General features: G+C 63.4%; 21 protein-coding genes and 2 pseudogenes. 8 read left to right on the top strand and 15 right to left on the bottom strand.

The window, feature by feature from the left end; translation table 11 throughout:
• Nucleotides 1–28: 28 nt before the first annotated feature.
• Nucleotides 29–2,707 carry a sensor domain-containing protein gene (locus tag AOQ71_RS35710; protein WP_057757321.1) on the bottom strand — a complete coding sequence of 893 codons (2,679 nt, stop codon included), beginning with the start codon at nucleotides 2,705–2,707 and terminating at the stop codon, nucleotides 29–31.
• A 208-nt stretch (nucleotides 2,708–2,915) separates the two neighbouring features.
• On the opposite strand from AOQ71_RS35710, the gene AOQ71_RS35705 reads away from it, so the two are divergent.
• A complete protein-coding gene (locus AOQ71_RS35705; RefSeq protein ID WP_057757319.1) occupies nucleotides 2,916–4,019 on the top strand; it encodes an NAD(P)/FAD-dependent oxidoreductase in 1,104 nt (367 codons plus the stop codon).
• A gap of 154 nt (nucleotides 4,020–4,173) precedes the next feature.
• Here AOQ71_RS35705 and AOQ71_RS35700 read toward each other — a convergent pair whose 3' ends face one another.
• Complete coding sequence (locus AOQ71_RS35700) at nucleotides 4,174–4,356, bottom strand: YdcH family protein (RefSeq protein WP_057757317.1); 183 nt, start codon at nucleotides 4,354–4,356, stop codon at nucleotides 4,174–4,176.
• A gap of 329 nt (nucleotides 4,357–4,685) precedes the next feature.
• Between AOQ71_RS35700 and AOQ71_RS35695 the strand changes: the two genes are divergently transcribed.
• The 3 genes from AOQ71_RS35695 (at nucleotide 4,686) to AOQ71_RS35685 (ending at nucleotide 5,543) form a co-directional block, all read left to right on the top strand.
• Complete coding sequence (locus AOQ71_RS35695) at nucleotides 4,686–4,892, top strand: YdcH family protein (RefSeq protein ID WP_018641547.1); 207 nt, start codon at nucleotides 4,686–4,688, stop codon at nucleotides 4,890–4,892.
• A 169-nt stretch (nucleotides 4,893–5,061) separates the two neighbouring features.
• Nucleotides 5,062–5,268, top strand: a complete 207-nt coding sequence (locus tag AOQ71_RS35690; protein ID WP_057757315.1) for a hypothetical protein — start codon at nucleotides 5,062–5,064, stop codon at nucleotides 5,266–5,268.
• Nucleotides 5,269–5,291: 23 nt separating this feature from the next.
• Nucleotides 5,292–5,543: a hypothetical protein gene (locus AOQ71_RS35685; RefSeq protein ID WP_057757313.1), complete on the top strand. Its 252-nt coding sequence runs from the start codon at nucleotides 5,292–5,294 to the stop codon at nucleotides 5,541–5,543.
• A gap of 108 nt (nucleotides 5,544–5,651) precedes the next feature.
• Here the strand turns inward: AOQ71_RS35685 and AOQ71_RS35680 are convergent, their stop codons facing one another.
• Nucleotides 5,652–6,374: a GGDEF domain-containing protein gene (locus AOQ71_RS35680; RefSeq protein WP_162268448.1), complete on the bottom strand. Its 723-nt coding sequence runs from the start codon at nucleotides 6,372–6,374 to the stop codon at nucleotides 5,652–5,654.
• 141 nt (nucleotides 6,375–6,515) lie between these two features.
• Here AOQ71_RS35680 and purE point away from each other — a divergent pair, with 141 nt between their 5' ends.
• Nucleotides 6,516–7,004: a 5-(carboxyamino)imidazole ribonucleotide mutase gene (gene purE / locus AOQ71_RS35675; RefSeq protein WP_057757311.1), complete on the top strand. Its 489-nt coding sequence runs from the start codon at nucleotides 6,516–6,518 to the stop codon at nucleotides 7,002–7,004.
• Nucleotides 7,001–8,107, top strand: coding sequence for a 5-(carboxyamino)imidazole ribonucleotide synthase (locus AOQ71_RS35670; RefSeq protein ID WP_057757309.1), 1,107 nt, complete (start codon nucleotides 7,001–7,003; stop codon nucleotides 8,105–8,107). Before purE ends, AOQ71_RS35670 begins: the two co-directional genes overlap by 4 nt.
• A 30-nt stretch (nucleotides 8,108–8,137) precedes the next feature.
• Here the strand turns inward: AOQ71_RS35670 and AOQ71_RS35665 are convergent.
• Nucleotides 8,138–8,629, bottom strand: a pseudogene (locus tag AOQ71_RS35665) (aquaporin); the annotation flags it as partial.
• 1 nt (nucleotide 8,630) lies between these two features.
• The coding region (locus AOQ71_RS49140; protein WP_245317335.1) for an aquaporin at nucleotides 8,631–8,855 on the bottom strand (225 nt) is incomplete at its 3' end.
• Between the two features lie 261 nt (nucleotides 8,856–9,116).
• Here AOQ71_RS49140 and rpsU point away from each other — a divergent pair.
• Complete coding sequence (gene rpsU, locus AOQ71_RS35660) at nucleotides 9,117–9,413, top strand: 30S ribosomal protein S21 (protein WP_027545547.1); 297 nt, start codon at nucleotides 9,117–9,119, stop codon at nucleotides 9,411–9,413.
• Between the two features lie 225 nt (nucleotides 9,414–9,638).
• Complete coding sequence (locus AOQ71_RS35655) at nucleotides 9,639–10,289, top strand: tetratricopeptide repeat protein (RefSeq protein WP_057757306.1); 651 nt, start codon at nucleotides 9,639–9,641, stop codon at nucleotides 10,287–10,289.
• A 132-nt stretch (nucleotides 10,290–10,421) separates the two neighbouring features.
• On the opposite strand, the gene AOQ71_RS35650 is transcribed toward AOQ71_RS35655, so the two are convergent.
• The 10 genes and pseudogenes from AOQ71_RS35650 to AOQ71_RS35615 form a co-directional block, all read right to left on the bottom strand.
• Nucleotides 10,422–11,387 carry a hypothetical protein gene (locus tag AOQ71_RS35650; RefSeq protein WP_057757305.1) on the bottom strand — a complete coding sequence of 322 codons (966 nt, stop codon included), beginning with the start codon at nucleotides 11,385–11,387 and terminating at the stop codon, nucleotides 10,422–10,424.
• Nucleotides 11,388–11,480: 93 nt separating this feature from the next.
• Nucleotides 11,481–11,765, bottom strand: a complete 285-nt coding sequence (locus AOQ71_RS35645; RefSeq protein WP_057757303.1) for a cupin domain-containing protein — start codon at nucleotides 11,763–11,765, stop codon at nucleotides 11,481–11,483.
• A gap of 27 nt (nucleotides 11,766–11,792) precedes the next feature.
• Nucleotides 11,793–12,890: a calcium:cation antiporter gene (locus tag AOQ71_RS35640; RefSeq protein WP_057757577.1), complete on the bottom strand. Its 1,098-nt coding sequence runs from the start codon at nucleotides 12,888–12,890 to the stop codon at nucleotides 11,793–11,795.
• Between the two features lie 149 nt (nucleotides 12,891–13,039).
• Entirely contained in the window at nucleotides 13,040–13,210 is a 171-nt protein-coding gene (locus tag AOQ71_RS46475; protein ID WP_167354014.1) for a hypothetical protein, read from the bottom strand.
• A 14-nt stretch (nucleotides 13,211–13,224) separates the two neighbouring features.
• Nucleotides 13,225–14,399 (bottom strand): annotated as a pseudogene (locus tag AOQ71_RS35635) (NAD(P)(+) transhydrogenase (Re/Si-specific) subunit beta); the annotation flags it as partial.
• 1 nt (nucleotide 14,400) lies between these two features.
• Nucleotides 14,401–14,613: NAD(P)(+) transhydrogenase (Re/Si-specific) subunit beta (locus AOQ71_RS49135; RefSeq protein WP_245317333.1), on the bottom strand; the 213-nt coding region annotated here is incomplete at its 3' end.
• 39 nt (nucleotides 14,614–14,652) lie between these two features.
• Entirely contained in the window at nucleotides 14,653–14,970 is a 318-nt protein-coding gene (locus tag AOQ71_RS35630; RefSeq protein WP_014492434.1) for a proton-translocating transhydrogenase family protein, read from the bottom strand.
• Nucleotides 14,971–14,981: 11 nt separating this feature from the next.
• Nucleotides 14,982–16,109 carry a Re/Si-specific NAD(P)(+) transhydrogenase subunit alpha gene (locus AOQ71_RS35625; RefSeq protein WP_057757299.1) on the bottom strand — a complete coding sequence of 376 codons (1,128 nt, stop codon included), beginning with the start codon at nucleotides 16,107–16,109 and terminating at the stop codon, nucleotides 14,982–14,984.
• A 137-nt stretch (nucleotides 16,110–16,246) separates the two neighbouring features.
• Nucleotides 16,247–16,399: an aa3-type cytochrome c oxidase subunit IV gene (locus AOQ71_RS35620; RefSeq protein ID WP_018317799.1), complete on the bottom strand. Its 153-nt coding sequence runs from the start codon at nucleotides 16,397–16,399 to the stop codon at nucleotides 16,247–16,249.
• A 137-nt stretch (nucleotides 16,400–16,536) separates the two neighbouring features.
• Nucleotides 16,537–18,462: a M3 family oligoendopeptidase gene (locus AOQ71_RS35615; protein ID WP_057757298.1), complete on the bottom strand. Its 1,926-nt coding sequence runs from the start codon at nucleotides 18,460–18,462 to the stop codon at nucleotides 16,537–16,539.
• Between the last annotated feature and the right edge of the window lie 65 nt (nucleotides 18,463–18,527).

Here is an 18,527-nt window from a genome sequence, read left to right as displayed (position 1 = left end):
AAGGGAGCGAGCCAAGTACCCGCCACCACTAGCCGGTCTTGAGCGCAAGCTCCATGGCCTCGCCGCGGCCGACGAGGTCGGCATATTTTCCGATGGGCAGCGGCTTGCCGAGCAGATAACCCTGCACACCGTCGCAGCCCTCCTTGGCAAGGAAAGCGAGCTGATCGAGCGTCTCGACGCCCTCGGCGATGATTGACATTTCGAGGCCGTGACCGAGATCGATCACGGCGCGAACGATCGCCGCCGATTGCGGGTTGCGGCCCAGATTCATGATGAAGGCGCGATCGATCTTGATCTTGTCGAACGGGAAGGCCTGGAGATAGCTCAGCGAGGAATAACCGCTGCCGAAATCGTCCATCGAGATGCGAACGCCCAGCGACTTCAGGCGGCGCAGCAGCGCCAGGCCGCGATCAAAGTCCTCGATCAGCACGCCTTCGGTGATTTCCAGTTCGAGCCGGCCGGGCGCAAGCCCGGTCTCGATCAGGATCGAATGGACGAGACCGACCACGTCACCGTGCATGAACTGCGCCGGCGACAGATTGACCGCGACCTGCATTGGCTTCGGCCACGACGCCGCCTCGCGGCAGACCTCGCGCAGGATCCATTCGCCCATTTCGACGATCAGGCCGCTTTCTTCCGCGATCGGGATGAATTCGGCCGGCGAGACCTGGCCGCGCACCGGGTGCTGCCAGCGCGCCAAGGCCTCGAAGCCGATGATCTCGCTCTCGGCAACGCTGTTGCGCGCGACGCCCTGCGGCTGGAACGCCAGCGAAAGCTCGCCATTCTTGATCGCCTTCGACAGGTCCTGGTGCAGCACGCGGCGGTCGCGGATCTGCTGGTCCATCTCGGGCTGGTAGAGGCTGATCGTGCCGCGCGATTTCTGCTTGGCGCGGAACAGGGCCGCGCCGGCATTGGCGAGCAGCGAGGCACCATCGGGACCATTGTGCGGAAAGACCGACATGCCGGTGGTGATACCGGCGCGGACCGCGCGGCCGTCGATGTGGAATTCCGGCGCGAGCGCCTCGTCAAGCTGCTGCGCCAGCGCGAGGCCCGCGTCGGGCTGCTTGCCGTCGATGATCAGGCCGAACTCGTCGCCGGACAGGCGCGCCACCAGGCCGCCGCGTGCTGTGTCCTGCAGCCGCTGCGCCACCTCGATCAACAGCTTGTCGCCAAGCGCATGGCCGAACACGTCGTTGACCTCCTTGAGGCCGTCGAGATCGACGCACAGGACTGCGAACTCCTCGTCGGTGCCTTCGCAGGCTTCGATCATCTGGGTCAGCGCCTGAAGGAAGGCAGCGCGGTTCGGCAAATCGGTGAGGCCGTCGTGGTAGGCCATGTGCGCCATCCGCGACTCGGTCTGCCGGCGGTTGGTGACATCCTCGTGGGTCTTGATCAGATATTGCGGCTCACCGGAATCGTTGAGCACGGTGGCACGCCGGGTCAGGAACAGGCGCAAGCCGTCCTTGGTGGAGATCGGATGCTCCTCGGTGATCATCCCGCGTTTTTTGATGGCGGCCTCGTCGCGCGCGATGATCAGCTTGGCTTCCTTGGCATTGAAGATGTCGGAGGCGGTCAGGCCGGTGGCTTCCTCGCGCCGGCGGTTCAGAATCGTCTCGGCGCTGCGGTTGGCGAGCAGGTAGCGGCCGTCCTTGACCTGTTCCACGATCAACGCCACCGGAATGTTGTCGACCACAAGCTCGAGGAACTTCTTGGTGCTTTCCAGTTCCATCGACAGCGATTGCCGATCGGTGATGTCCTCGAACACGATCAGCAGGAACTGCGGCTTGTTGCTCTCGTTGCGGACCACGATCCGGATCGATGCCACCTTGCGGCGGGCCGCGTCGACCTCGACCTCGAATTCGTTGCGATATTGTCCTCCGGGCGCCATCAACGCGGCCCGATCGGTCGCCTCGATGCTGTCAGCCGATTTCGGGCCGAACAGCTCGCGCGCATTCTTGCCGACGACCTGGCCCCGCGAAAAGCCCCAGAAGTGCTCATAGGCCCGGTTGGCGAAGATATAGCGACCGTCCTCGATGTTCTTCGCGGCGACGCAAGCCGGAACGTTGTCCAGCACCGTTTCCAGGAACTGCTTGGTCGAGGCGAGCTGCCGCGAGAGTGCGCGCTGCTCGCTGACGTCGAGATGGGTCGCCACCGAGCCGCCATTGGGCAGCACGAAGTACTTAACCAGAATGGCGCGGCCATCGGACAGTTCCGTGACCAGGCCGTTAGGACTCGCCGCCTTCTCGTAGAACTCATCGTCAGAAACACCAAGAACGCCGCGCTTGCGGCGCAACCCGAGGATGTCGCAGCCGGTCATGCCGGTCCACAGGTCCGAGCGCGCAAGGCCGTAGATCTCGAGATAGCGGTCGTTGCAGAAGATGACGCGCTGCTGCGCATCCGTCATCACCACGCCCTGGTTGAGATTGTTCATGGCCGAGGAGATGAAGGCGTTGCGCCGCAACTGCGAACGGTTGCTCCGGCGCTGGGCGGAGTGGATCCACAGCGCGATAGCAACCAGGAACGCGCAGACGACAACTCCGCCGATCAGGGCTTCCCAGACCAGAATGGGGTCGACATCGGCAAGCTGGTTGGGCGAAACGAAGCCGTTGGCATAGGCACGCGAAGGCGCGACCGCGCTGGTCAGGCACACGAGGGCCTGTACAGCAATCGGAAGCATGCTGCCTTCCTGCCAGTTCTTCTCAGCCATCAGCCACCCGCAATTTCAACTGCGGATTGTCTGGCTTCACGGGTTGGGATCGGGTAAACGCCTGTAGGCCCGATAGAAAAATGTGACGTGAAATACGGCAATTGCCCTGACATGATAAATGCTTTCTTAACGGATAACGCCCGCGCAGCGCGTTTCCCAGGCAAACCGGAACCATCGGCACCACCTTCAGCGGGACTTCTGCATCGCCATGGATAGGGTGGATTGCGTTGTCGTCGGAGCCGGCGTGATCGGGCTCGCGGTGGCAAGGAGGCTCGCACAGGCCGGGCGCGAGGTGATCGTGCTCGAGGAAGCCGAGGCCATCGGCACCGTCACCTCCTCACGCAACAGCGAAGTGATCCATGCCGGGATCTACTACCGTGCCGGAAGCTGGATGGCGCGCATGTGCGTCAGCGGCAAGCATGCGCTGTATCGCTATTGCGGCGAGCGCGGCATTCCGCACAAGAACTGCGGCAAGCTGATCGTCGCGACCAATGCGAAGGAAACCGAGAAGCTGCAATCGATCAAGGCGCATGCCGAGGCCAATGGCGTGCTCGACATGCAGTTGCTGTCCGGCGAGGCCGCGCGCGCGCTGGAGCCGGCGCTGGCCTGCGACGCCGCCCTGCTGTCGCCGTCGACAGGCATCATCGACAGCCATGCCTATATGCTCTCGCTGCGGGGTGAGGCCGAGGAGGCGGGCGCGGCCTTTGCGTTTCACACGCCGCTGATCCGCGCCAAGGCGGAGGCGGGCGTGATCGAGCTCGAAGCCGGCGGCGAAGCGCCGATGACGTTGCAATGCGACCTGCTCGTCAATGCCGCGGGATTGTCGGCGACATCAGTGGCGCGCCACATCGACGGCATGCCGCTCGACCGGATTCCGCCGGCCTATCTCGCCAAGGGCAATTATTTCAGCTGCAATGCGCGCGCGCCGTTCTCGCGCCTGATCTATCCGGTGCCCGAACCCGGCGGGCTTGGGGTGCATCTGACGCTGGACATGGCAGGACAAGCGCGATTCGGCCCCGATGTCGAATGGATCGAGACGATCGACTATGAGGTCGATCCGTCGCGCGCCGAACGGTTCTATCCTGCAATCCGCAAATACTGGCCGACGCTGCCCGATGGCGCGTTGATGCCGAGTTATTCGGGCATCCGCCCCAAGATCGTACCGCCGGCGGTGGCAACGCAGGATTTTCTCATGCAGGGTCCGCGCGACCATGGTGTCGCAGGACTGATCAATCTGTTCGGAATCGAATCGCCGGGACTGACGTCCTCGCTCGCGATCGCGGACCACGTCGCAGAGCTCGCGGAAATCTAGAGAGCGTTGGAGCCGGAGTGAGAACCGGCTCGCGTCACAAAGCCTGCTGTGCACGATGATCGCGCGGGTGCGCACCTTGCAGCAGGGACGAGCGCAAAGGCTTTCGTCCCTGCCTGAAAGGATACGATCAAACTTGACGCTGTTACGGGGGTTACTAGTGAAGCGTGTCGCCGGTCTGCTTCAGTCGTTCAATCTGGTCCTTGACCATCAATTTGCGGCGCTTCAACTCAACAATTTGCAGGTCGTCTGTTGAAAGGTGCACGAGCGCTTCGTGCAATTCGTTTTCGAGAGTTTTGTGCTTCCGTTCCAATTCAACCAGATGTGCCTGAATTGTCATTCGAAACCTCCTCGGTAGGGGTGAACCTTGGATTCGATCCGGACGCGCAAGTGTACATCAGCGATTCGTTCTGTCGATATGTATCCGTCGTCGCACGGTCATTTTTGAAAATTCATATGTAACGAAGCGTGAGTAAGGAACCGTGCGTCGAAGAATCCATGATATCAATGTGCTTGCGCCGCGCGCTTCCCGAATCGTCGAAATATCTTGCGGGAGAGGGGTGCAGGAAGGCCGCAGATCGCTTGCGATCAAGCCGCGCAAGGACGATAATTTCCACAGGGCATCCACAGCCTTGATCTCAAGCCTATCGGTTTTCGGCCACCGCAGACATGACCCATGAAGACGAGCGTGAACTCGAAGCCGAGCTCACCCGGTTGCAGCAGGAACACCGAGATCTCGACGCGGCGATCGATGCACTGCATCAATCGCCTGCCCCCGACCTGTTGCGGTTACAGCGGTTGAAGAAACGCAAGCTGTTGTTGCGGGACCGTATCGCGTTCATCGAAGACCAGATTACCCCTGATATCATTGCGTGATCCGTGAGCGGTCGCGGAATGCCGCCACGTGAATCCGCTTGACTCAAAAAGAACAAAAGAAGAACATGAGTCCCGCCGCCCCAAGAACACCCAAGGCTAACACCCAAAGCTAACACCCAAGGCTAACGCCCACAGCTAATGCCCAAGGACACCCGCAAGGACACCGCCGATGTCAGTCCCAGCCCTTCTCGACCACAGCCACTATGAACAGGCCTGCGATCAGGCGATCGCGATGTGCGACGGCAACCTGCGCAGCACCATCAAAGCGCTGATCATGGCCAACGAATATCTGGAAGCCGAGCTGGAAGAATTGCAGGCGGCGATTTCCGCCGGTTGCATTCCGGAGGCTTCGCGCAGCAGGAGCAGCGCCGCTTAAGACCCCACCATTGGAGCAACGCCATGTCAGATGTGACCTACTACGTTGCAATGCCCTTCCTGATCGATGCCGACGGATCGCCTGTCGCCGGCGCCGCAGAAGAATGCCAGAGCCCTACGGCCGCGCTGCGGCGCGCCGAAGTCTTGGCGCGCGGCACCGGCCATATCGGCGCAGTCGCGTTCAGTCGCAGCGGCGATCCCATGACCGGTGAATTCGGCGATGCCACGCTGCTGCGCAAATTCGGCAACGTGCCGGAAGATCTCGCAACGCTGTAGAGTCTTGTTGTTCGAGCATGATCTCCGCGCAAACGCGTTGCGCTGATGTCGCGAGGGAAAACCGCTGCACACTTTGCGCTAACGCGGCCCTTCGAGTCCGGATCATGCCTAGCTGCTCACAAGCCTGATCCGCGGCTCGTGGCGCCGGTGCGCCTTGCGCACATACATGGCGGCATCGGCCTCCTCCAGCGCACGAGCAGCATCTGAGTGCGCACCGAGCAGCGCGACACCGGCGGAGGCGCCCGCGGTCACGTGCTGCCCGCGAAAGGTGAACGACAAATCGTCGATCGCCTGTTCCAGGATGGCAGCCTTCGCCTTCGCGTCGGTCTCGCTGAGATTCCACAACAGCAGAGCAAACTCATCGCCACCGCGACGGCCGACCACGTCGGACGCGCGGATCTGTCGCGTCAGCGTGTTGGCAATCGCCTTGAGCACCTCGTCGCCGGCAGCATGGCCGAAGGAATCATTGATCGGCTTCAGCCGGTCGACGTCGAGCACGATCAGCGCACCGCTGGCACGGTAGCGCTTCATGTAAGCGATGGCGCGCTGGAGCTCGCGCTCGAAGCCGCGCCGGTTGGGAATGTCGAGCAGGAAATCGGTGTCCGCTGCAGCCTCGAGCTCGGCGATGCGTCGGAGCGCCTGCGTGAGCTTGGTCCGCAGGTCGCGGATGGTCGCCTTGCTGCCGTCCTTGCCGGCCTCCTTGGCGCCAACGGCGGTCACGCGACGCGGCGCGGCAGCCGCAGCCCGCTTGGCTGCAGCTTTCGTTCGGCGCCCGCTGGTTTTCCGGCCCTTTTTGGCCTTCGCAGCGGTCGCCCTTTTCGGTTTCTTCATGGGCATCCTGCTCAATGAAGGCTTGCGGGGATTCACCAAGACAGGATAGTGCATTCCCTTCTCCTTGCCACCGCCTTGCGAGCCGCCGGCCGGAACCATTAATCTGGCCTATCTTTCTGTTTTCCGAGCACAATTGACGTCATGACCGCGCCGATCGCCATCATCATGGGAAGCCAGTCGGACTGGGAGACGATGCGGCATGCCGCCGACACGCTCGCAGCGCTCGGTGTCGCCTCTGACACCCGCATCGTTTCGGCTCACCGCACCCCCGACCGGCTGTTTACCTTCGCCAAGGGCGCCAAGGCTGAAGGGTTCAAGGTCATCATCGCCGGCGCCGGCGGGGCCGCGCATCTGCCCGGCATGGCCGCGGCCCTGACGGAACTGCCTGTGTTCGGCGTCCCCGTCGAGTCCAGGACGCTGAAGGGCATCGATTCGCTCTATTCGATCGTTCAGATGCCTGCCGGCATTCCGGTCGGTACGCTCGCGATCGGCAAGGCCGGCGCGATCAACGCGGCGCTGCTGGCGGCGTCCGTGTTGGCGCTGTCAGATCCCGCGCTGTCCGATCGCCTCGCGGCTTGGCGCAAGGCGCAGACCGAGGCGGTTGCCGAGCGCCCGGAGGGCAAGGCGTGACTGACGCAAAGCAGGTGAAGCTGAAGCCCGGCGACACCATCGGAATCCTCGGCGGCGGACAACTTGGTCGAATGCTGGCCATGGCCGCGGCGCGGCTCGGCCTGCGCTGCCAGGTGTTCTCGCCCGATCCGGACTCGCCGGCTTTCGACGTGGTGCTGAACGCGACCTGCGCCGAATATGCCGACGTCGAGGCGCTCGAGCTGTTCGCCCACGACGTCGACGTCATCACCTATGAATTCGAGAATGTTCCATCGGCGGCGGCCCTGGTGCTGGATTCGCGCCGTCCGGTGCTGCCCAACCGCAAGATCCTCGAGACCACCCAGGACCGGCTCGCAGAGAAGGATTTTGTCACGCGGCTCGGCATCGGCACCGCCGCCTATGCCGACGTCACCTCGGTCGCATCGTTGCGCGAGGCGATCGTCAGAATCGGCCTTCCCGCGGTGCTGAAGACCCGCCGCTTCGGCTATGACGGCAAGGGCCAGGCCATCATCCGCGAGGGCGACGACATTGCGAAAGTGTGGACCAGCCTCGCCACCAAATCGGCGATCCTGGAAGCCTTCATCCCGTACGAGCGCGAGATCTCCGTCATCGCCGCGCGCGCTGCATCGGGCGAGGTCGAATGCTTCGACGTCACCGAAAACGAGCATCGCGACCACATTCTGAAGATCTCCCGCGCACCAGCACCGATCCCGGATGCGCTCGCCGAGGAGGCGCGCAGCATTGCCGGCAAGATCGCGACCGCGCTCGACTATGTCGGTGTGCTCGCGGTGGAGATGTTCGTGCTCGCCAATGGCGGCGGATCGAAGGTGCTGGTCAACGAGATTGCCCCGCGCGTGCATAATTCCGGACATTGGACGCTCGACGGCGCCTCCGTCTCACAGTTCGAGCAGCACATCCGCGCCATCGCCGGCTGGCCGCTCGGCAAGCCCGTGCGCCACGGTGAGGTCGTCACCATGACCAACCTGATCGGCGACGAGATCAATGATTACGAGAAGTGGCTGAGCGTGCCCGGCGCGACTGTCCACATCTACGGCAAGGGCGCCCCGCGCCCCGGCCGCAAGATGGGCCACGTCACCGAGGTCAGGCCCTCGAAGAGCAAGTGAGGCGACCGTAGCCGCGATCCCGCTTTTGGATCACGCCGTCTTCACACCTGCGACGACACCCGAGGGCGCCTCGCTGAGCCAGCGATAGATCACGCCTCCCAGCGCGCCACCGATCAGCGGTGCGATCCAGAACAGCCAGAGCTGCGCCAGCGCCCAGCCGCCGACGAACAGGGCCGGGCCCGTGCTGCGCGCCGGATTCACCGACGTGTTGGTGACGGGGATGCTGACGAGATGGATCATCACCAGCGCCAGCCCGATCGCGAGCGGCGCGAAACCTGCCGGCGCGCGGCCATGGGTCGCGCCCATGATGACGAACAGGAACATCAGGGTCATCACCACCTCGGTGATGAAGCACGCGACCATGCTGTACTGGCCGGGCGAATGCGCGTCGTAACCGTTGGAGGCAAAGCCCTTGGTGACGTCGAAGCCCGGCGCACCGCTGGCGATCACGTAGAGCAGCTCGGCGGCGACGATGGCGCCGCAGACCTGCGCGATCACGTAAGGCAGGATCTGGCTTGCGGGNCCCGCCGGCGGCAAGGCCGACCGTGACGGCCGGGTTGAGATGGCAGCCCGAGATGTGACCGATCGCATAGGCCATGGTGACGACGCTGAGGCCAAAGGCCAGGGACACGCCGACGAGGCCAATGCCGACCTGCGGAAAGCCGGCGGCGATCACGGCGCTGCCGCAGCCTGCGAATGTGAGCCAGAACGTGCCGATGGCCTCGGCAGCGTATTTCTTCATATCCATGTGGCGTCTCCCCTGATTTCTGATGTCCGGCGCAACCCAGCCGGGAACAGCCCGTCCTTGCGCCAAAACCACCCAAATCGGGGCCGCACGGGAGCATTTTCGCCGTATTTAATGGCTGAACTTGGTCCGAAAATCTGCTTGGCCGGTGGACATCTCACGTTTTGTCTGATACATCCGCTCCCTCAAGGTTAAGGGCTTGCGCTTTTTGCCATCCCTTCGTCTTACCAGAATTCAAATCCGATCCACTGAAGAGGATGCCGCGTGCAGGTTCTCGTTCGCGATAACAATGTCGACCAAGCCCTCAAGGCGCTGAAGAAGAAGATGCAGCGCGAGGGCATTTTCCGCGAGATGAAGCTCCGCGGTCACTACGAGAAGCCCTCTGAGAAGAAGGCTCGTGAAAAGGCTGAAGCCGTGCGCCGCGCGCGCAAGCTGGCCCGCAAGAAGCTGCAGCGCGAAGGCCTGCTGCCGATGAAGCCGAAGCCGGTGTTCGGCGCTGGCCCCGGTGGCGAGCGTGGTGGCCGTGGCGGCCCCGGTGCAGGTCCGCGCGGACCGCGCTGATCTTGCCGATCATGCAGGACTGAGTTTTCGATGACGCGGGCTCCGAGCCCGCGTTATTGTTTTTTGAGCGGTGCCCTTCTGGGACGGGGCACTACAGATGCGGCGCCAAGCGCGATGAGATCGGGATTGTTTGTCATCGCGCTTTAGGTTGTTGTTTGGGCATAATCTTTTCGGAAAACCGCTGCACGCTTTTCCGAATCATGCTCTAGCGCGAGCGAACCGTAGATGGCCTTCCCTTTCCCAGAGCCCAGCTTGGCGCGGCGACGCCAGATCTGGCGCAAGCCGCTTGTGCTGACCTTGATCGGGATCGCCCTGTGCGGCTGCTCCTTCGATCTGGGCTCGCTGGGGCCGGAGAAGGACAAGCCGCAGGAAGCGCCGAAGGCGGCCGCCGCGCCTGAAAGCGCCGTCAGCGCCGCCAATGTCGCCGAGGCCCAGACCCATACGGCAAAAGCGCAAGCCTTCGCCAAGTCGGGCGAGACGCAGGCCGCGCTGGACGAGTTCAATCGCGCCGTCGCCCTCGATCCCTATAATGCGCAGGCGCTCTACGGCCGCGCCCTGCTCTATCAGGGCAATAACGAGCACGACTTCGCGATCGCCGATTTCGGCGCCGCCAGCGGGCTCAATCCGCAGAAGGCCGAGCCGCTGCTCGGCCGCGCCGTCAGCTATCTTGCCATCGGCAAGGTCAAGGAGGCGGCGGCCGATCTCGACGAGGCCTCCGAAGCCGATCCGCACAATGCTCAGGTCTGGACGACCCGGGGACAGGCCTATGAGCGGCTGGGCGAAAAGGCCAAGGCGGCGGCTTCCTACAACAAGGCCGTCGCGCTGCGCCCACGCGATGACGCCGCCCGCAGCGGCTTGGCCCGCGTCGGCGGCTGACAGTCACGGGACGGCGTAGAGCATGATCCGGAAAAGTGTGCAGCGGTTTTCCGAAAAGATCATGCCCAAACAAAGAGCTAAAGCGCGATGACGATTCAACCCAATCTCATCGCGCTTTAGACGCCGTCCTGGTTAGTCGGGAGTGGCGCCCTTTGGCAGCACCGCGTGGAACATCGACTTCATGCCCGACAGCATGTCGTCGGCGACGTTGGTCTTGGGGCGCGGCATTGGCGCGCCGGCGTCGGCGCGCAGATCGAGCGGCGGGGCGATCACCGGGACCGGGATATCGGCCGGCGGCGTCAGCCGATTCGGATTGTCGTTGCTGACCGAGGCCGTGTAGGGCGGATTCGCCTGCGACGCGGCGCCACTGCCATAGGCCTCGGGCGACGGCGTCGACACATTGATCGGCGGCGGCAAGGGGCGCACCGTCGTCGGCACTGTCGTCACGACACGGGGAGCCTCTGGGGTGCGGGATGCTTCCTGCACGGCAGGCTCCGGCGTCCTCTCGGCCGCCTTGGCTTCGACAGGCTTGGCTTCGGCAGGCTTGGTTTCGGTCGATTTGGCTTCGGCGGCCTTCTCGGCAGCCTTGCCCTCAGGCGACTTGCGCAGGCGTTCGATGGCGGCCCGGGCGAGATCGTTGGCGTCGGGGGTCGCGGCCGGAGCGGCCGGCGACGAACTGGCCTCAACCACCGGCGCAGCGGCGGACGCCGCCGGCGTGGACGTGACGGGGGAGGACTTGGCAACCGCCTTCTCATGCGCCGGGGTGCGGCCGCGCGAGGCAGCCTCGTCCGCAGCCTTGGTGTCGGCAGGCTTGGTGTCGGCAGGCTTGGCGTCGGCAGGCTTGTCGGCCGCTGGCTTGTCCGATCCGCTCTTGTCGGAAATGCTCTTCTCGGAAACGCCCTTGGCTTTCACGCCGGGGCCCGGGAGGTTGGCCACGTCAGCGGGCTTCTTGCCGGCGTCGGCGGGTGCCACGACTGCGGCTGGCGTATCCGCCGCCGGCCTCGCATTGATGTAGTGGTTAACGATGTAGGCCCCGATGATCGTCGCGAGCACCGAGGGGAAAATATCCATCGAGATTTTAGCGAGGTATTTCAGCATTTCTCGGCCACTCCCCGCGCGATCTGATGCGGGAACTTTGGGGCATTGTAAGGGATCAACTGCGACGGATCGATGGCAAAGGTAACGAGCGCCTTACGCCTTCAGCTCAATCTCAAGGAACACGATGTCGGTTGAGGTTTCGTTAAGTACGTCATGTTGGACGCCGGCTTTGCGGAAGTAGGATTTTCCCGCCGCAAGCTGCGCCTTGGAACGCTCCCCGCCCGGTGCCACGATGGTCATTTCTCCGCCGACGACGGGAACAATCACATAGTCCATTCCGTGGGTGTGATGCCCGGTGGCGCTGCCCGGGGCAAGCCGCCATTCGGTCACCCGGACCTCGTCATTATCGATCTGAACCTCGGAGCTGGCGGCAAGCATCTAGAACCTCGCTTAAGGCGAATCGGCTCAGGGCACGAAGACCATGAACGCGTAGACGGCAAATACCACCATATGGACCAGTCCGAACAGGACATTGGTCCTCCCGGTGCCGAAGGTCAGCATGCTCAGCAAGAATGTCAGGAACAGCAGCACCGAGCTCTGGGCATTGAGCCCCAGCACCAGCGGCTGCTCGATCACATAAGTGGCGAGCCCGACCGCCGGAATCGTCAGGCCGATGGTCGCCAGCGAGGATCCCAGCGCCAGGTTGATGCTTTTCTGAAGGTCGTTCTTGCGGGCCGCGGTGATCGCGGAAACGCCTTCTGGCATCAGGATCAGCAGCGCGACCAGGAGGCCCGCAAAGGCTGGCGGAGCGCCGATCCTGTCGGCGACGGCATCCACCACCAGCGAGAATTTCTTGGCCAGCAGCACGACGGCCAGGAGCGAGATCAGGAGCAGCACGATGCTCAGCGCCAGCAGCTTGCCCGGCAGATGGGCCTCGCCGCCCTCGCCCTCGGTCCGCTCATGGACGAAATAGTCCTTGTGCAGGACGGTCTGGGTGTAGAGGAACACGCCATAGAGCACGATGGTCACGAGGTCGACGAAGCCGAGCTGAAGCGTCGAATAGACCGGCCCCGGCGTCGTCAGCGTGTAGTTCGGCATGATCAGCGTCAGGGTCGCGAGCGCAATCAGCACGCTGAGATAGACGTTGGCGCCGGAGACCTGAAATCCCTGCTCGCGGTAGCGCAGCCCGCCGATGAACACGCAGAGGCCGACGAGGCCATTGCAGACGATCATCACCACCGCGAACACGGTGTCGCGCGCAAGCTCCGGCGCAGGCTTGTCGCCGAGCATGATGGTGGTGATCAGCGCGACCTCGATGATGGTCACGGCAAGCGTGAGCAGCAGCGTGCCGAACGGCTCGCCGATCCGCTCCGCGATCACCTCGGAATGATGCACGGCCGCGAACACGGTACCGAACAGGATCACCAGCAGGACGATCGCAAACACGCCGCCGCCGGTCGATAGCGTAAAGCTGTAGCCGGTCACGGTGACGACCAGGAACAGCAGTACCGCCAGCGCGGGAAAGACCCAGGACGACCGTGGCATCGGTCCGTGTGCGCTCATGCAGGCCATTCCTTGGTTGAACGCACCGATTATGCGCGAGAAGATCGCGCCCGTCAGCCCTCAAGAGCCGTTGATGAAACGCAATAGCCGGCCGCGAGGATGATGGCGATCTATTTCAGAATGTGATCGCAGCCCCGTCATTGCTGAGTTCAGGGCTTGCGACGGCTCCTGAGCAATTGGAGGACGTCGGCCCGGATGCCCAGGGGGATCTCGCGACAACCGCACGCCGCGGCATGAGCAACGTGCCAGGCGATGCGCTGCTCGCGCGTCGCCTTCGTCGGCATGCGATGGGACCGGTGCCACTCCTTGTTCAGGGCCACGGTCCCCTCGCTGGTTACATCGCCTTGACGATGTTCTCGGTGACCTTCTTGGCGTCACCGAGCAGCATCATGGTGTTGTCGCGATAGAACAGCGGATTATCGATGCCGGCATAGCCCGACGCCAGCGAGCGCTTGATGAACATCACCGTGCCGGCTTTCCAGACCTGCAGCACCGGCATGCCGTAGATCGGCGAGGTCTTGTCCTCTTCCGCCGCCGGGTTGGTGACGTCGTTGGCGCCGATCACGAAGGCGATGTCGGCCTGCGCGAATTCGGAGTTGATGTCCTCGAGTTCGAACACCTCGTCGTAGGGCACGTTGGCCTCGGCCAGCAGCACGTTCATGTGGCCGGGCATGCGGCCCGCGACCGGGTGAATGGCGTATTTCACCTCGACGCCTTCCTTCTTCAGCATGTCGGCCATCTCGCGCAGCGCATGCTGGGCCTGCGCCACCGCCATGCCGTAGCCGGGCACGATGATGACCTTGGAGGCGTTCTTCATGATGAAGGCGGCATCGTCCGCCGAGCCGAGCTTTGCCGGCTTCTGCTCGCCGGTAGCCCCACCGGCCGCAGCGGTCTCACCGCCGAAGCCGCCGAGGATGACCGAGATGAAGGACCGGTTCATCGCGTGGCACATGATGTAGGACAGGATCGCGCCCGACGAGCCGACCAGCGCGCCGGTGATGATCAGCGCCGAATTGCCGAGCGTGAAGCCGATGCCGGCCGCGGCCCAGCCGGAGTAGGAGTTCAGCATCGAAATCACGACCGGCATGTCGGCGCCGCCGATCGGGATGATCATGAGCACGCCGAGCGCCAGCGCGAGAATGACGTTGAGCCAGAAGAACACCGGGCTGCCGGTGACGACGAGCCCGACAATGCAGGCGACCAGCGCGACCGCGAGCGCGACGTTGATCACGTGCCGCGCCGGCAGGATGATCGGCGCACCGCTCATGCGGGCCGACAGCTTCAGGAACGCGATCACCGAGCCGGTGAAGGTCAAGGCGCCGATGGCGACGCCGAGCGACATTTCGACCAGGCTCTGGGTGTGGATGTTGCCGGGGGTGCCGATGTCGAAGGCCTCCGGCGCATAGAATGCACCCGCCGCGACCAACACCGCGGCCATGCCGACCAGCGAGTGGAAGGCGGCGACCAGTTCCGGCATCGAGGTCATCGGCACGCGGCGGGCGATGACGGNCCCGCCGATGGCGATGCCGACAATCACCAGCACCCAGGCGAGGCCGTCGGCCGGCGGATGGTTGGCAAGCGTCGTCGCAACCGCGATCGCCATGCCGATCATGCCGAGCAGATTGCCCTGGCGCGAAGAGGCCGGGCTCGACAGCCCGCGCAGCGACAGGATGAACAGCACCCCCGCCACGAGATACAAGAATGCAGAGAGATTGGCGCTCATCTCAGGTCCCCATTGATCCCATCAGCCCGAGGTGGCCGCTTACTTCGACTTCTTCTTGTACATCGCCAGCATGCGCTGGGTGACAAGGAAGCCGCCGAAGATGTTGATGCAAGCAAAGATCAGCGCGACGAAGCCGAAGGCGCGCGCCCAGCCCGAACCGCTCGAGACATTGGCGACCCCGCCGGCAAGCAGCGCGCCGACCACGATCACCGAGGAGATCGCATTGGTGACGCTCATCAGCGGCGTATGCAGCGCCGGCGTCACCGACCACACCACGAAATAGCCGACGAAGACGGCGAGGACGAAGATCGACAGCCGGAAGATGAAGGGGTCGACGACCTGTGCAGCATGCTCCATGACGGATCTCCTTACACCTTCGGCTGGAAGTTCGGGTGGATGACGGCGCCATCTTTGGTCAGCGCAGTGGCCTTGACCAGCTCGTCGTCCCAATTGACGGCGAGCTTCTTCTCTTTCTTGTCGACCATGGTCTCGATGAAGGAGAACAGATTGCGGGCATAGAGGCTGGAGGCCGAGGCCGCGACGCGGCCCGCGACATTGGTGTAGCCGACGATCTTAATGCCATCGATGTCGACGACCTCACCCGCCTTGGCACCCTCGACATTGCCGCCGCGCTCGACGGCGAGATCGACCAGCACCGAGCCCGGCTTCATCGACTTGACCATCTCGCCCGAGACGAGTTTCGGCGCCGGACGGCCCGGGATCAGCGCGGTGGTGATGACGATGTCCTGCTTCTTGATGTGCTCGGCGGTCAGCGCGGCCTGCTTGGTCTGGTACTCTTTCGACATCTCCTTGGCATAACCGCCGGCGGTCTGCGCGTTCTTGAACTCCTCGTCCTCGACGGCGAGGAATTTTGCGCCGAGCGATTCCACCTGCTCTTTCGTCGCAGGTCGCACGTCGGTCGCGGTGACGACGGCGCCAAGACGGCGCGCGGTTGCGATCGCCTGGAGGCCGGCCACGCCAACGCCCATCACGAACACTTTCGCGGCAGGCACGGTGCCGGCCGCGGTCATCATCATCGGGAAGGCGCGGCCGAAGGCCTCGGCGCCCTCGATCACGGCCCGATAGCCGGCAAGGTTCGCCTGCGAGGACAGCACGTCCATGACCTGTGCACGGGTGATGCGCGGCATCAGTTCCATCGCGAAAGCGCAGACGCCGGCTTCGGCCATCGCCTTCAGCGCAGCTTCATTGCCGTAGGGATCCATGATGGCGATGACCAGCGCGCCGCGCTTGTATTGCGACAGCTCGGAAGCCTCCGGACGCTTCACTTTGATGATGATGTCAGCATCTTTCAGCGCATCGGCGCTGACGGTGGCGCCGACTGCGGCGAATTCGGAATCAGGCAGGCCCGATTTGACGCCGGCGCCCGGCTCGACGGCGATCTCGGCGCCCAGCGCCTTGAACTTCTTCACCGTATCAGGCGAAGCGGCAACGCGCGGCTCCGACGGATCGATTTCCTTGGCAACGGCGATCTTCATAGGCCCTCCGGCGACGCGGGACAAAGCGCGCACGCGAACTTAGCGTCACTCCCGCAACGTTGGATACCGGTTTTGGCACCGGCTTGAATGCAAATTTTATGAGCACCGACGACGATGTCGGTGCAACAGGCGATGGATCAGGTCAGGAAGATCGCCATCAGGATGACGATGAGCGCGACCGAGGCGGTGCCGTACTTCACCAGCTTGATGAAGCCCTCATAGGTCTGCTCGTGGGCGACGTAGTCGTTGCCGTCGGCGGTGCTGTACGCCACTTCGCTATGGTCAGCCATGGAATGTCCCCAGTCGAAAGCCGAATTCTTCGGCTGGGATACCTTAAACCTTCGGGCAGGGCAACGGCACCGAGGCGCGGTTTTCCCGCAAATCAGTTCATTTGGATTCCCAATCGGTTAGGAAGCCCGCTTCGCCCTCAGCCCATCGCCTCCAGTTCGTCGATCATGCCGGCGATGACCGAGAGGCCCCCCTCCCAGAACTTGGGGTCCTTGGCATCGAGCCCGAACGGCCGCAGCAGCTCGGAATAGTGCTTGGTGCCGCCGGCGGCGAGCATGTCGAGATAGCGCTCGGCGAAGCCTTCGGCCGCATGCTCGTAAACCGCATAGAGCGAGTTCACGAGGCAATCGCCAAAGGCATAGGCGTAGACGTAGAACGGCGAATGGATGAAGTGCGGGATGTACATCCAGTAGTTCTCGTAACCCGCCTTGATCTCGATCGCGGGCCCCAGACTCTCGCCCTGCACCGACAGCCAGAGCTCGCCGAGCCGTGTCGCGGTGAGCTCGCCGTTCTTGCGCTCGGTATGAACGGCGCGCTCGAAGGAATAGAACGCAATTTGCCGCACCACGGTATTGATCATGTCCTCGACCTTGCCGGCGAGCAGCGCCTGGCGCTGTTTTGTATTATTGGTCTGGGCAAGCAGCCGCTTGAACGTGAGCATCTCGCCGAACACACTCGCGGTCTCCGCCAGCGTCAGCGGCGTCGGTGCCATCAGCGCGCCGTTCTTGGCCGCCAGCACCTGGTGCACGCCATGGCCGAGCTCATGGGCGAGCGTCATGACGTCGCGAGGCTTGCCCTGGTAGTTCATCAGCACATAAGGGTGTGCCGACGGCGTGGTCGGATGCGAGAATGCGCCGGGCGCCTTGCCCTGCCGCACTGGCGCGTCGATCCAGCGATCGGTGAAGAAGCGCTCGGCAATGTCGGCCATTTTAGGCGAGAAGCCGCGATAGGCCGTCAGCACCATGTTGCGCGCATCGGGCCAGCCGATCACATCGGTCGCGGCGAAGGGCAGCGGCGCGTTGCGGTCCCAATAGGCCAGCTTCTTCTTGCCGAACCACTTTGCCTTCAGCGCGTAATAGCGATGCGAGAGCTTTGGATAGGCCGCGCGGACCGAGGCGACCAGCGCATCCACCACCTCGCGCTCGACGCGGTTGTTCAGATGGCGGGAATCAGCAACATCCTTGAAACCGCGCCAGCGGTCGGAGATATCCTTGTCCTTGGCGAGCGTGTTGGTGATCAGCGCAAAGGTGCGCTCATTGGCCTTGAAGGTTTTCGCCAGCGCTTCCGCCGCGGCCTTGCGCTTGGCGCCGTCGCGGTCCTGCAGGAAATTCAGCGTCGGCTCGATCGCCAGTTCCTTGGCGCCGACCTTGAAGCGGAGACTCGAGATGGTCTGGTCGAACAAACGGTTGAAGGCCGAATAGCCGGTCTGCGCCTTTTCCAGGAACAGCTGCTCGAGCTTGTCGTCGAGCTGATACGGCTTCTCCTTGCGCAGATCCTCGATCCACGGACGATAGTGCGCGAGCTCAGGGGCTTGCAGCGCGCGGGTCAAAATATCGTCATCGATACGGTTGAGCTCGAGCGCGAAGAACAAGAGATGCGTCGAGGCCGCTGTCAGCCGCTCGGAGACATCGCCGTAAAACTTTGAAATCGCAGGGTCCACGCTGTCGCCGGCGTGAACGAGACCGGCATAGGAGCCGAGACGGCCGGCGAGATCGTCGATCGCCTCATAGCGCCGCACGGCTTCCGCGAGCCATTTTCCGCCATCTTCGTTTGCTGTGCCTGTTGCGAGCTTGCCCTTGTAGTCGGTCTCGAACGCGACGCAATCGGCATCCATCTTTTCGAGATCGCGCGCCGCTTCCGGCGCGTCGATCCCGGAATAGAGATCGGCGAGGTTCCACTCCGGAAGCTTGCCCGTCTTGCTCACAGGCTTTGCGGAGGGTTTTGCCTTGGCAGCGGATTTCTTGGCAGCGGATGTCTTGGCGATGGATGTCTTGGCGATGGATGTCTTGGCGGCGGATGTCTTAGTGGCTGGTTTGCGGACAGCAGTCTTGGAGCGCGACTTCATTGTGTGGGAAACCTGTGTTCAACGATCGCTGCGGCGGGCGGGGGCATCAAGGTTTAAGAGTGCGT

The sequence above is a fragment of the Bradyrhizobium manausense genome (assembly GCF_001440035.1).
Classification (GTDB): domain Bacteria; phylum Pseudomonadota; class Alphaproteobacteria; order Rhizobiales; family Xanthobacteraceae; genus Bradyrhizobium; species Bradyrhizobium manausense.
The sequence above is the reverse complement of the archived record's forward strand: the minus strand, read 5'-3'. Positions and strand labels throughout refer to the sequence as shown.